Origin of the sequence: Streptomyces hilarionis, from assembly GCF_024539675.1 — a bacterium.
GTDB lineage: Bacteria > Actinomycetota > Actinomycetes > Streptomycetales > Streptomycetaceae > Streptomyces > Streptomyces hilarionis.
In genome coordinates this window covers 16,214-29,222 of the sequence record NZ_JAHHIT010000120.1, presented here as the reverse complement: position 1 = coordinate 29,222, position 13,009 = coordinate 16,214, and the positions used below count along the sequence as shown (strand labels likewise).

The 13,009-nt window shown below is 70.8% G+C and carries 10 protein-coding genes and 1 tRNA gene; 6 read left to right on the top strand and 5 right to left on the bottom strand.

The window, feature by feature from the left end; all coding sequences use genetic code 11:
• Positions 1–105 precede the first annotated feature (105 nt).
• The 4 genes from KMS84_RS26970 (at position 106) to purM (ending at position 4,318) form a co-directional block, all read left to right on the top strand.
• Positions 106–903, top strand: a complete 798-nt coding sequence (locus KMS84_RS26970; protein WP_256919047.1) for a maleylpyruvate isomerase family mycothiol-dependent enzyme — start codon at positions 106–108, stop codon at positions 901–903.
• Positions 904–953: 50 nt separating this feature from the next.
• Complete coding sequence (locus KMS84_RS26965) at positions 954–1,448, top strand: META domain-containing protein (RefSeq protein WP_256919046.1); 495 nt, start codon at positions 954–956, stop codon at positions 1,446–1,448.
• A 230-nt stretch (positions 1,449–1,678) separates the two neighbouring features.
• Positions 1,679–3,205, top strand: a complete 1,527-nt coding sequence (purF, locus tag KMS84_RS26960; protein ID WP_256919045.1) for an amidophosphoribosyltransferase — start codon at positions 1,679–1,681, stop codon at positions 3,203–3,205.
• A gap of 45 nt (positions 3,206–3,250) precedes the next feature.
• Positions 3,251–4,318 carry a phosphoribosylformylglycinamidine cyclo-ligase gene (gene purM, locus KMS84_RS26955; protein WP_256919044.1) on the top strand — a complete coding sequence of 356 codons (1,068 nt, stop codon included), beginning with the start codon at positions 3,251–3,253 and terminating at the stop codon, positions 4,316–4,318.
• 111 nt (positions 4,319–4,429) lie between these two features.
• Here the strand turns inward: purM and KMS84_RS26950 are convergent, their stop codons facing one another.
• On the bottom strand, positions 4,430–4,684 hold the full coding sequence (locus KMS84_RS26950; protein WP_057576334.1) for a DUF3073 domain-containing protein: 255 nt from the start codon (positions 4,682–4,684) through the stop codon (positions 4,430–4,432).
• A gap of 333 nt (positions 4,685–5,017) precedes the next feature.
• Positions 5,018–6,118 (bottom strand): Leu/Phe/Val dehydrogenase, encoded by a 1,101-nt coding sequence (locus KMS84_RS26945; protein WP_256919043.1) that lies wholly within the window; start codon positions 6,116–6,118, stop codon positions 5,018–5,020.
• Between the two features lie 187 nt (positions 6,119–6,305).
• Between KMS84_RS26945 and KMS84_RS26940 the strand changes: the two genes are divergently transcribed.
• Together KMS84_RS26940 and bldC are read left to right on the top strand one after the other, a co-directional pair.
• Positions 6,306–7,148 (top strand): DUF8083 family protein, encoded by an 843-nt coding sequence (locus tag KMS84_RS26940; RefSeq protein ID WP_256919042.1) that lies wholly within the window; start codon positions 6,306–6,308, stop codon positions 7,146–7,148.
• 685 nt (positions 7,149–7,833) lie between these two features.
• Complete coding sequence (bldC, locus tag KMS84_RS26935) at positions 7,834–8,040, top strand: developmental transcriptional regulator BldC (RefSeq protein ID WP_003949541.1); 207 nt, start codon at positions 7,834–7,836, stop codon at positions 8,038–8,040.
• Positions 8,041–8,478: 438 nt separating this feature from the next.
• Here bldC and KMS84_RS26930 read toward each other — a convergent pair whose 3' ends face one another.
• The 3 genes from KMS84_RS26930 to hrpA all read right to left on the bottom strand — a co-directional run bounded on the left by KMS84_RS26930 (position 8,479) and on the right by hrpA (position 13,003).
• On the bottom strand, positions 8,479–8,688 hold the full coding sequence (locus tag KMS84_RS26930) for a DUF6274 family protein (protein WP_256919041.1): 210 nt from the start codon (positions 8,686–8,688) through the stop codon (positions 8,479–8,481).
• Positions 8,689–8,889: 201 nt separating this feature from the next.
• Positions 8,890–8,964: transfer RNA gene (locus KMS84_RS26925), tRNA-Asp, on the bottom strand.
• A 94-nt stretch (positions 8,965–9,058) separates the two neighbouring features.
• Positions 9,059–13,003 carry an ATP-dependent RNA helicase HrpA gene (gene hrpA / locus KMS84_RS26920; RefSeq protein ID WP_256919040.1) on the bottom strand — a complete coding sequence of 1,315 codons (3,945 nt, stop codon included), beginning with the start codon at positions 13,001–13,003 and terminating at the stop codon, positions 9,059–9,061.
• Between the last annotated feature and the right edge of the window lie 6 nt (positions 13,004–13,009).

The window sequence follows — 13,009 nt, the reverse complement described above, 5'->3', positions numbered from 1 at the left end:
CTCCGGCGCCCCGGGGGCGTCGCCACCGGCCCCCTCCGCGGCGCCGCCTCCGCGCGCACCGCCCGCCCGGCCGGCCCGCGCCCCCGCCGGTCTAGGCTCACCGCCATGTCTCCGGCCAAGAAGCGCGCCCGCGCCTACGACCCCGTCAAGATCCGCGCCGCCGTCCTCGCGCAGTTCGGGAACGTGCGGCGGGCCGCGGGCGCACTCACCCCGGACCAGCTCGCCCTGCCCACCCGGCTCCCCGGCTGGACCGTGCGGGACCTGGTGGCGCACGTGGCCATGGCGGTGGAGACCGTCAGCCGCAACCTCGACCGGGACGCGCCGGCGACGGCGGATCTCGCCCTCCTCGACTGGCCGTTCGCCACGGGGGCGCGTGCCGCCGACATCTTCGACGGGACCCTGGCCCTGGCCGCGGCCCACCCCGATCCGGACGCCCTGTGCGCCCGCGCCGGGGAACGGCTGGCCGCGGCTCTCGCCGACGCCCCCGGCGACCGGATCCTCGCCGCCCGCACCGGCGCCATGACCCTCGCCGACTACCTGGTCACCCGCACCGTCGAACTCGTCGTCCACACCGACGACCTCAACGACGCCGTGGCGGGCCTGGACGTCCCGTACGACCGGCAGGCCCTGGCCGCCGCCACCCGGCTGCTGGCCGACGCCCTGGCGGTCAAGGCCCCCGGCGGCGCGACCGAGGTGCGGATCCCGCCGTTCGCCGTCGTCCAGTGCGTCCAGGGCCCCCGGCACACCCGGGGCACTCCGCCCAACGTCGTCGAGACCGATCCGCTCACCTGGATCCGGCTGGCCACCGGCCGCGTGACCTGGCAGGAAGCCGTCGAGGCGGCGAAGGTCGACGCGAGCGGGGAGCGGGCGGACCTCGCGGCCCTCCTGCCGCTCATGGCCTGACCGGGGCCCCGCGGGGGAACCGACCGCCCCGCCCGCCCCGTCGAACCCGCATGAACCGGTACCGGCACAGTCCTTCGCGCACCGACGGGCGGCGCGCCCGGTCGGCGTCGGCCCTGGCCGCCGTCCTGCTGCTCGTCCCGCTCGCCGCGGCCTGCGGCGACGACCGGGCCGGCGCCCCGCGGCCCGGCAGCGCCTCGGTGAGCGCCGAGCCGCCGCTGACCGGCGTGCGGTGGAACGTCGTCAGCGTCACCGCGGACGGCGCGACCCGGCGGGCGCCCGACAGCGCCCATCTGACGATCGCGGACGGCAAGGCGGCCGGCAGTTACGGCTGCAACGAGTTCACGGCCACGGCCGTCGTCGAGGGAGGCAGCGTCCGGTTCGGCGACGCCAGAGCGACCAGGATGGCCTGCCCGGGCCGGCCCATGGCGTTCGAGCGCACGCTGGCCGGCGCCCTCGCCGACGGCCCCCTGGCCACCGCGGTCAAGGGCGACACGCTGACCCTCCGCACGGCCGACGGCGACCTGGTCCGGCTGACCAGGTCGTGAGACGGGCGGCGCCACCGGCCCGATCGGTGTGCGACACCTCACTCGCCCCCGCACGACATCGGTCCGCGAGGCGGCGCGAGCGGCGCGCACGGCCCGCCGCCGGATCCTCGAAACGCCGATCTGACCTGCGTAAACGGCCCGGCCACCACGACGGCCGCCGACGGGTGATCCAGTTACCCGCGAGTATCCCCAATTCGGACCAGTGGTCGACCTCGCCTACACTCGGAGGCGTGCCACGTGGTGACGGTCGACTCAGTCATGATCTGCTCCCCGGCGAGAAAGGCCCCCAGGACGCTTGCGGCGTCTTCGGGGTCTGGGCTCCCGGTGAAGAGGTCGCCAAGCTCACTTACTTCGGGCTCTACGCCCTCCAGCATCGGGGCCAGGAATCCGCGGGAATCGCGGTCAGCAACGGCTCCCAGATCCTCGTCTTCAAGGACATGGGCCTCGTGTCCCAGGTCTTCGACGAGACCTCGCTCGGTTCGCTCCAGGGTCATATCGCGGTCGGACACGCCCGCTACTCGACCACCGGCGCCTCCGTGTGGGAGAACGCGCAGCCGACGTTCCGCGCCACCGCGCACGGTTCGATCGCGCTCGGCCACAACGGCAACCTGGTCAACACCGCCCAGCTCGCCGAGATGGTCGCCGACCTGCCCAAGCAGGAGGGCCGCTCCCCGCGCGTCGCGGCGACCAACGACACCGACCTGCTCACCGCGCTGCTCGCGGCCCAGGTCGACGAGGACGGCAAGCCGCTGACCATCGAGGAGGCGGCCCACCAGATCCTCCCGCAGGTCAAGGGCGCCTTCTCGCTCGTCTTCATGGACGAGCACACCCTGTACGCCGGCCGCGACCCGCAGGGCATCCGCCCGCTGGTCCTCGGCCGCCTGGAGCGCGGCTGGGTGGTGGCCTCCGAGTCCGCCGCCCTGGACATCTGCGGCGCCGCCTACGTCCGTGAGATCGAGCCCGGCGAGTTCATCGCCATCGACGAGAACGGACTGCGCACCTCCCGGTTCGCGGAAGCGAAGCCCAAGGGCTGTGTCTTCGAGTACGTCTACCTGGCCCGCCCGGACACCGACATCGCCGGGCGCAACGTGTACCTCTCCCGCGTGGAGATGGGCCGCAAGCTCGCCAAGGAAGCGCCGGTCGAGGCCGACCTGGTGATAGCGACCCCGGAGTCGGGCACCCCCGCCGCCATCGGCTACGCGGAGGCCTCGGGCATCCCCTTCGGCGCGGGTCTGGTCAAGAACGCCTACGTCGGCCGGACCTTCATCCAGCCCTCGCAGACCATCCGCCAGCTGGGCATCCGCCTGAAGCTGAACCCGCTGAAGGAAGTCATCAAGGGCAAGCGTCTGGTCGTCGTCGACGACTCGATCGTGCGCGGCAACACGCAGCGCGCCCTGGTTCGCATGCTCCGCGAGGCGGGCGCGGCCGAGGTCCACATCCGGATCTCCTCGCCGCCCGTGAAGTGGCCCTGCTTCTTCGGTATCGACTTCGCCACGCGCGCGGAGCTCATCGCCAACGGCATGACCATCGACGAGATCGGCACCTCCCTGGGCGCCGACTCCCTCGCCTACATCTCCATCGACGGCATGATCGAGGCGACCACCATCGCCAAGCCGAACCTCTGCCGCGCCTGCTTCGACGGCGAGTACCCGATGGAGCTCCCCGACCCCGAGCTGCTCGGCAAGCAGCTCCTGGAGACGGAACTGGCAGCCGGGCCCGCCGCCACGGCCGCCGCCGACGCGATCCGTCGCCCGTAGACGGCCCGCCACACCTGCCGTACGACACGAAGGTTCTCACTAGCCATGTCTGAGACAACTGGTGCCAGCTACGCAGCCGCGGGCGTCGACATCGAAGCGGGCGACCGCGCCGTCGAGCTGATGAAGGAGTGGGTGAAGAAGACGCAGCGCCCCGAGGTCCTCGGCGGCCTCGGCGGCTTCGCCGGCCTCTTCGACGCCTCCGCCCTCAAGCGGTACGAGCGCCCGCTCCTCGCCTCCGCCACGGACGGCGTGGGCACGAAGGTCGACATCGCGCGCCGGCTCGGCGTGTACGACACGATCGGCCACGACCTGGTCGCCATGGTCATGGACGACATCGTGGTGTGCGGCGCCGAACCGCTGTTCATGACCGACTACATCTGCGTCGGCAAGGTCCACCCCGAGCGGGTCGCCGCCATCGTCAAGGGCATCGCCGAGGGCTGTGTGCTGGCCGGGTGCGCCCTGATCGGCGGCGAGACGGCCGAACACCCGGGACTGCTGGGCGAGGACGACTTCGACGTCGCCGGAGCCGGCACGGGCGTCGTGGAGGCCGACCGGCTGCTCGGCCCGGACCGCATCCGCACGGGTGACGCGGTGATCGCCATGGCGGCCTCCGGACTTCACTCGAACGGATACTCGCTGGTCCGGCACGTCCTGCTGAACCAGGCCGGCCTCTCCCTGGACGCGCGCGTCGACGACCTCGGCCGCACGCTCGGCGAGGAGCTCCTGGAGCCCACCAAGATCTACTCGCTGGACTGCCTCGCGCTCACCCGCACGGCGGACGTGCACGCCTTCTCCCACATCACCGGCGGAGGCCTCGCGGCCAACCTGGCCCGCGTGATCCCCGACGGGCTCCACGCGCGCGTGGAGCGCTCCAGCTGGACCCCGGGGCCGATCTTCGACCTGGTCGGCCGGACCGGGTCGGTGGAGCGCCTGGAGCTGGAGAAGACCCTGAACATGGGGGTGGGCATGATGGCGATCGTGCCCGCGGAGTCGGTGGACGTCGCCCTGACCACCCTCGCCGACCGTGGCGTCGACGCCTGGGTCGCGGGGGAGATCACCGACCGTGGCGAGCACGCCACGGGAGCCGAGCTGGTCGGCGACTACGCGAGCTGACCCGACCGGGTGGACCGGTCCGGCGAGCCGCCGGGCCGGCCGGACCGAGCAGGCAGCACAAGACCCGGTCGGTGACCGAAGTCACCGACCGGGTGAGTGCTCAGTACAAGGTCAAGCGCCGCGACGGTGTTGCGAGGAGTCCTCGCCGTCATCCTCGTCGTCGTCCCCGTACAGCTCGGCGTACCGTGCGTACGGGTCGTCGTCTTGCTCATCGTCATCATCCTCGAACGGTTGACCGTTCGGCGGAATGTTCGATGGCGATGCGCCCAGCTCTTCGGCCAGGCGTGAGAGATCAGTCCCGCCGCTGTTGTACTTCAGCTGGCGGGCGACCTTCGCTTGCTTGGCCTTGGCCCGGCCGCGCCCCATGGCTCGACCCCCTCAACGACGGGGCTCGACGGCCCCAGGTTGACACGCGTTCATGATCCAGGACGGCCTCTCCTTGGAGAGCCCGTCGTAGGGCTCCCACGGTACCTGAGCCCACGCCCGTACGGTACGTCGCCCGTACCACGCGCGTGTGCGCAGCCCCTTGGGCATGCCCCGTCCTCGCTGGTCAGTGGCGATTTTAACCACTTATCGGCGGGCGACCCGCCCGGAGGAGTGAGAGTTCTCTCCAACTTTCCACCGGCCGGTACCGCCGAAACCCGGGGACGGGGCGTCGCGAAGCCTTCACGGAGCCCTCACGGCGCCCCCTTCCGGACGTCAGCCCGCGTGCGCCCGGGCCGCCTCGTGCATGCGCTGCTCGGCGATCCGGTCGGCCGCCGCGGCCGGCGGAATCCCGTCCGCCTTCGCACGTGCGAAGATCGCGAGCGTCGTGTCGAAGATCTTCGCCGCCTTGGCCCTGCACCGGTCGAAGTCGAAGCCGTGCAGCTCGTCGGCGACCTGGATGACCCCGCCGGCGTTCACCACGTAGTCCGGCGCGTAGAGGATCCCGCGGTCGGCGAGGTCCTTCTCGACGCCCGGGTGGGCCAGCTGGTTGTTCGCCGCACCACAGACGATCTTCGCCGTCAGCACCGGCACGGAGTCGTCGTTCAGGGCCCCGCCGAGCGCGCAGGGGGCGTAGACGTCGAGGCCGTCCAGCGTGATCAGCCGCTCGGTGTCGGCGACCGCCTCCACCGAGGGGTGCCGGTCGGCGATCCGGCGCACCGCCTCCTCGCGGACGTCCGTGATCACGACCCGGGCGCCCTCGGCCAGCAGGTGCTCCACCAGGTGGTGGCCGACCTTGCCCACCCCCGCGACGCCGACCGTGCGGTCCCGCAGCGACGGGTCGCCCCACAGGTGCTGCGCGGACGCCCGCATGCCCTGGTAGACGCCGAAGGCGGTCAGCACGGAGGAGTCGCCCGCGCCGCCGTTCTCCGGCGAGCGCCCGGTCGTCCAGCGGCACTCGCGCGCCACGACGTCCATGTCGGCCACATAGGTGCCGACGTCGCAGGCGGTCACGTACCGCCCGCCCAGCGAGGCCACGAAGCGGCCGTACGCGAGCAGCAGCTCCTCCGTCTTGACGACGTCGGGGTCACCGATGATCACGGCCTTGCCGCCGCCGTGGTCCAGCCCGGCCATGGCGTTCTTGTAGGACATCCCGCGCGCGAGGTTCAGCGCGTCGGCGACGGCCTCCGCCTCGGTCGCGTACGGGTAGAAGCGGGTGCCGCCGAGGGCGGGGCCCAGAGCGGTGGAGTGGAGGGCGATGACGGCCTTGAGGCCGGTCGCACGGTCCTGGCAGAGCACGACTTGCTCATGGCCGCCCTGATCCGAGTGGAACAGGGTGTGCAGAACATCAGCAGGTGCGCCGGATACGTCGGTCACTGTGGTGACTCCAGGGTAACTAGCGGCGGTCGGGGCGCAGGCGCCGTAAGGGTGGCGGAGCCTGTGGGACGAGCGTAGAGCCTGCGCGCCCCGCTGATCCCGCACTGTGGGGGATCACCCTCTGGTGGAGTACCGCCGTGGGACGATCGCAGGGTTTCCCGGCCGGCCGAAGGGGGAGGGAGCAGGGGTGTCCCAGGTGCCCTCGGTGATCGTTCCGTACGCGGTCTATCTGCGCGTGTACGAGCCGCTGGCCGCCTTCCCGGAGCCGGAGCGCTCCCACTGGGCGCGCTACGCGCGACGCCCCGAGCTGCCCTCCTACCAGGACGAACTGCGCCGCTCACTGGCCGACCTGCTGCCCACCCCGCCGGTCGCGGTGCCGGTGCACGAGAGCGGCGACGCGTTCGTGACCGAGGTGGACGGCGTGCTCTGCGTCTGCCCGTGGCGCACCCGGCTGCGCGGCTGGCTCGCCCTGGCCGAGCTGGAGGAGGAACTGCCCGAGCCGGTCCTGGACGCGGCGCTGCCCGAGGTCGTGCGGTTGCAGGCCGCCAGGGACCACGAGCGGTGGCTGGAGCGCAATCCCGACGCCCGCCCCTGGATCCGCACCGCGGTCTGGCAGGTGCCGCTCGACTGGTTCGTGCTGGTCGCCGACGAGGAGCGGGAGTACGAGAAGGGGACGGCGGAGGTGGCTCCCGTGCTGCGCTACCGCACGCCGATGGTGCAGGCGCGCCGCCGGGTGGCCCGGTCGCTGCGCGCGCTGAAGGACGCCGGCGAGGAGGGACCGCTTCTGGACGGCCTGCTGGACGTCGGCCGCTGGCTGGAGGAGTTCCATCCGCGGTCGCTGGTGGAGCTGGACTACGGCGGTCTGGTGCACGTGCTGCCGGCCGGCGATCTGGAGGACGACCGCTCGGCGAAGGACGTGGCCGACAGCGTCGAGGCGTTGCGAAGGGGCGACGGCGAGGCGGCGGGCGAGGCCTACGGGCGGCTCGTGGAGCGGTGGCGTTCGGTCCGGGAACGGCGTTCGGCGAACTGAGGCGTCCTCCCCTCGCCGCCCTCGCCGCCCTCGCCGCCCTCGCCGCCCTCGTGGGGCGCCCTCGGGTTTCGTCGGATTCGTCGGTTCCGTGGGGCTCCGCGGGCTTCGCCGGGGCGGCCGCGACGGCGAACTGACGATGTGACAGATACGACAGCGCTTTCCGAAGTGACGCGCGTCACGGCCATGAAGCGCTCGAACAGCGTACGGTCAGCGGCACTTCACGGAACTCACGGGACGTAGGTCCCGATCCGGGCTTATGTCCCAAGGGTGACGGACCGCACGTACGCGGCCCTTGCGCCGCTTGCCCCTCCTCGTGCCAAAATAGGACAAGGAGTCCGGGGAGGGCTCCGTCCGCCTACTTATGCTCCATCGTGGGGGGAATCTCGGCATTGCACTGCTTTGGGGGTTCTCGTGACTCCTGAGCGCCCCTGTGACTGATCGTCACAGGGGCGTGACTGTCCGCTATGGCACGGTCCATCGGCTTCCGTCGCCGATGAACACCTGGGGGGCAATTCCATCGGTTTGGCCGACGCGGCTGGACAGATGGTGTAGTTGTAGTGCCGAGGACAAGCCGTTCGTCCTATAACCGACTCGACTCGCGTCCGCCATTTCGGGCAACGCGGGTCAAGGTGCAGAATTTAGAGGAAAGAACCGAGAAGGTTCGGTTCTCCCGAGGAGGCCGCTCATGACCGCTCGCACCCCTGATGCTGAGCCGCTGCTGACCCCGGCTGAGGTTGCCACGATGTTCCGCGTCGACCCCAAGACGGTCACGCGGTGGGCGAAGGCCGGCAAGCTCACGTCGATCCGCACGCTCGGCGGACACCGCCGTTATCGCGAGGCTGAGGTCCGCGCACTGCTCGCGGGCATCCCGCAGCAGCGCAGCGAGGCCTGAACAAGTGAATAACCGGGCAACACGTCAGGTTCCCCCACCTGTGCGGACGCCCGGAACATAGCTCCAAGCGACGTGGGTCCTGCCCCAACAGGCCCCTCGCCACCAAGGAACGTCGTCGATCGCGCTGGACTCCGCCGGGTCCAGCGCGATCTTTTTTGTGCGCTTGGGGCCGCCTCGTGGGCGGTATCAGGTGACTCTGTGAGCGCCCTTGTCGGAGTCTGGGGAGGCTCTGGGAGGGTTCCGGGAGGCATCCTCCGGAGTGGTGCAATTGCACATATTAAATTGACCACTTGTAGGAGCGGGGTAAGAACCTGCTTTTCCAAAACTCATGCAGTGACACCCGTCACATGCCCCGAGTCTTGTTGCCGTCGGCCCGGGTCGACTAGAGGAAGCCCGCGTTCCGTGCCACGGCGCGAACGGGCGTCGGGACGGCGTCTGTCAGGCCGTCAGGCCGTCGGCGCGGCTCTCGTCCCCCAGGGCCTCCGCGGTCGCCGCGGGGCCCTGGACGCCCCGTGTGCCGCCGTCCATCGCCAGTCGCAGGATGCGGTGGCAGATCGGGCAGTGGCGGGTCAGGTGCCTATACGACGACGCGGCCGACAGATGCGCGCGGAGCAGCGCCCGCGTCTCGTGCCTGACCGATGTCGTCATGCCCCACCTCCGCCGGGGCGCCGCGCGGAACGGGCCCTGGGTTCTGGGGTACCGGCCCGAGGAGACGCCGTCAAGAGCGCCGTGGGAACGCCGACGCGACGCCGGGGGGCCCGGATCCGGCGACCCGGGCCCCCGACCTGCCGCGCGCTATACGCCGAAGGCCCGCTTCCCTTGCGGGAAGCGGGCCTTCGGTCTTCACTGCGGTCCTGACGGGATTTGAACCCGCGGCCTCCACCTTGACAGGGTGGCGAGCACTCCAAACTGCTCCACAGGACCAGGTTTCGCGGCACTTGATGTTGCGCTGTGCTGCGAGAAGGACTGTACAGGAGGGTGAGCCCGCTGGTCGAACTCACCCTGCGTACGCGTCCCGTCACGGAGCGGCCGCGTCGATCGCCTTCACGATCCGCTTGTCGGACACCGGGTACGCCGTGCCCAGCGCGTGGGCGAAATAGCTGACCCGGAGCTCCTCGATCATCCAGCGGATGTCCAGGACCTGCCGGGGCACCGGCCGGCCCGGCGGCAGTTGCTCCAGCAGCCACGCGTATTCGTCCTGCATCTCGTGGACCTTCTCCATGCGGCTGGTGTCACGCTGCACACCGGTCGGCATCTGTTGCAGACGCCGGTCCGCGGCCACCAGGTAGCGCATCAGGTCGGGCAGCCGGCGCAGCCCCGCCCAGGTCACGAAGCCGGGCTTCACCAGGGCGTCCAGCTGCCCGCGCACGTCCGCCAGGTTCGCCAGCAGCACCGGGCTGCGCACGCCCTTCAGACGGCGTTCGCAGGCCTGCCAGGCGGCCAGCACCTGCTGCACCTGGGCGACCGTCCGCACGGTCGTGTCGACGATCTCCGCGCGCACCTTCTCGTAGAGCTTCCGGTACGACTCCTCGTCCCACGCCGGCCCGCCGAAGTCGGCGATCAGCCGGTCCGCCGCCGCCATCGCGCAGTCGTCGAACAGCGCCTGGATCGAACCGTGCGGATTCGCGGACAGCGCGAGCTTCTGGGCGTTCGTCAGCTTTTCGGATGCGAACTTCGCCGGGTTGACCGGGATGTTGCGCAGGATCAGCCGGCGGGTGCCCTTCCACATGGCCTCCGCCTGCTCCTCCTCCGTGTCGAAGAGCCGCACCGAGACGGTGTCGCCGTCGTCGACCAGCGCCGGATACGCCTTCACCGGCTGTCCCGCCCTGCGGGTCTCGAAGACGCGCGTGAGCGTGCCGATCGTCCAGTCCGTCAGGCCCGAACGCTCCAGGGCCTCGCCGCCCTGCCGTTCGGCGGTGGCGGCGGCCGCCTGGGAGAGGGCCTGCCTGGCCTTCGGCCGCAGCCGGAGCTTCAGGGCCTCCAGGTCCTTGTCCTCGGCCAGCTTGCGCCGCCGCTCGTCGACGATCCGGAAGGTGATCTTCAGGTGGTCGGGCAGGCGCGACCAGTCGAAGTCGTCCGCCTCGAAGGGAACGCCCACCATCCGCTTGAGCTCGCGGGCCATGGCTGTGGTGAGCGGCTCGCCCAGGGGCTGCGCCACGCCGAGGAAGCGCTGGGCGAAGTTCGGGGCCGGCACGTAGTTGCGGCGGATCGGCTTGGGGAGCGACCGGATCAGCTCCGTCACGACCTCTTCCCGCAGACCGGGGATCTGCCAGTCGAAGCCCTCGTCCGTGACCTGGTTGAGCACCTGGAGCGGGATGTGGACGGTCACGCCGTCCGCGTCCGCGCCCGGCTCGAACTGGTACGTCACGCGGAACTTCAGCGGGCCCTGCCGCCAGGAGTCGGGATAGTCGGCCTTGGTGACCGCCTCCGCCGACTCCCGGATGAGCATCTCGCGCTCGAAGTCGAGGAAGTCGGGCTGCTCGTGCCGCTTGTGCTTCCACCAGGAGTCGAAGTGCGCGCCGGACACCACGTGGTCGGGCACGCGCTGGTCGTAGAAGTCGAACAGCGTCTCGTCGTCGACCACGATGTCCCGCCGACGGGCCCGGTGCTCCAGCTCCTCGACCTCGCTGAGGAGCCGGCGGTTGTCGGCGAAGAACTTGTGGTGCGTGCGCCAGTCGCCTTCCACCAGCGCGTTGCGGATGAACAGGTCCCGGCACGTCTCCGGGTCGATGCGGCCGTAGTTGACCTTCCGCTGGGCGATGATCGGCACGCCGTACAGCGTCACCTTCTCGTCGGCCATCACGGCCGCCTGGTCCTTCTCCCAGCGCGGCTCGCTGTACGTGCGCTTCAGCAGGTGTCCGGCGAGCGGCTCGACCCACTCCGGCTCGATCCGCGCGTTGACGCGCGCCCACAGCCTGCTCGTCTCCACCAGCTCCGCCGACATCACGAAGCGCGGCTGCTTCTTGAACAGGGACGAGCCCGGGAAGATCGCGAACTTGGCGCTGCGCGCGCCCAGGTACTCGTTCTTGTTGCCGTCCTTCACGTCCTTCATGCCGATGTGCGACAGCAGCCCGGCGAGGAGGGACACGTGGACGCTCTGCTCGGGGGCGTCGTCCTCGTTGAGGTGGATGCCCATCTGCTTGGCGACCGTGCGCAGCTGGGTGTAGATGTCCTGCCACTCACGGATGCGCAGGAAGTTGAGGTACTCCTGCTTGCACATGCGACGGAAGGAGGAGGAGCCGCGCTCCTTCTGCTGCTCGCGGACGTACCGCCACAGGTTGAGGTAGGCGAGGAAGTCGCTGGTCTCGTCCTTGAAGCGGGCGTGCTGCTGGTCGGCCTGCGTCTGCTTGTCGGCCGGGCGCTCGCGCGGGTCCTGGATGGAGAGCGCGGCGGCTATGACCATGACCTCGCGGACGCAGCCGTTCTTGTCGGCCTCCAGGACCATGCGGGCGAGCCGCGGGTCGACCGGCAGCTGGGCCAGCTTGCGGCCGGTCTCGGTGAGCCGCTTGCGCGGGTCCTTCTCGGCCGGGTCCAGCGCGTTCAGCTCCTGGAGCAGCTGGACGCCGTCACGGATGTTGCGGTGGTCCGGCGGGTCGATGAACGGGAACTTCTCGATGTCGCCGAGGCCGGCCGCGGTCATCTGAAGGATGACGCTCGCCAGGTTGGTGCGCAGGATCTCGGCGTCCGTGAACTCCGGACGGGCCAGGAAGTCGTCCTCGTCGTACAGCCGGATGCAGATGCCGTCGCTGGTGCGGCCGCAGCGGCCCTTGCGCTGGTTGGCGCTGGCCTGCGAGATCGGCTCGATGGGCAGCCGCTGCACCTTGGTGCGGTGGCTGTAGCGGCTGATGCGGGCGAAGCCGGGGTCGATGACGTACTTGATGCCGGGGACGGTCAGGGACGTCTCGGCCACGTTCGTCGCCAGAACGATCCTGCGGCCCGTGTGCTGCTGGAAGACGCGGTGCTGCTCGGCGTGCGAGAGCCGGGCGTAGAGGGGCAGCACCTCCGTGAACCGGAACTTCTTCTTCTCCAGCGCGTCGGCCGTGTCGCGGATCTCCCGCTCGCCGGAGAGGAAGACGAGGATGTCGCCCTTCCCCTCGCCCATGAGCTCCTCCACCGCGTCCGTGATCGCGGTGATCTGGTCGCGGTCGGCGTCCTCGGAGTCCTCTTCGAGCAGCGGCCGGTAGCGGACCTCCACCGGATACGTCCGCCCGCTGACCTCCACGATCGGGGCGTCGCCGAAGTGCCGGGAGAAACGCTCGGGGTCGATGGTCGCGGAGGTGATGACGACCTTGAGGTCCGGGCGGCGGGGCAGCAGCTGGGCGAGGTAGCCCAGCAGGAAGTCGATGTTGAGGGACCGCTCGTGGGCCTCGTCGATGATGATCGTGTCGTAGGCGCGCAGCTCGCGGTCGGTCTGGATCTCCGCGAGGAGGATGCCGTCCGTCATCAGCTTCACGAAGGTGGCGTCCGGGTTCACCTGGTCGGTGAAGCGCACCTTCCAGCCGACGGCCTCGCCCAGCGGCGAGCGCAGCTCCTCCGCCACGCGTTCGGCGACCGTGCGCGCGGCGATCCGGCGGGGCTGGGTGTGGCCGATCATGCCCTGGACGCCGCGGCCCAGCTCCAGGCAGATCTTGGGGATCTGGGTGGTCTTGCCGGAGCCCGTCTCACCGGCGACGATGACGACCTGGTGATCGCGGATGGCGGCCGCGATCTCGTCCTTCTTCTGGCTGACCGGCAGCTGTTCGGGATAGGAGACGGCGGGCACACGGCCGCGCCGGACGGCCATCCGCTCCTCGGCCTTCGTGACCTCCGCCTCGATCTCGGCGAGGACGGCGGCGCGGGCCTCCGGCTTGCGGATCTTGCGCGCGCCTTCGAGCCGGCGCCCGAGCCGGTGCGCGTCGCGCAGGGACAGCTCGGCCAGGCGGGGGGCGAGGGCGCCGAGGGCGGGGGCAGGGTGCGTAGACATACGGGA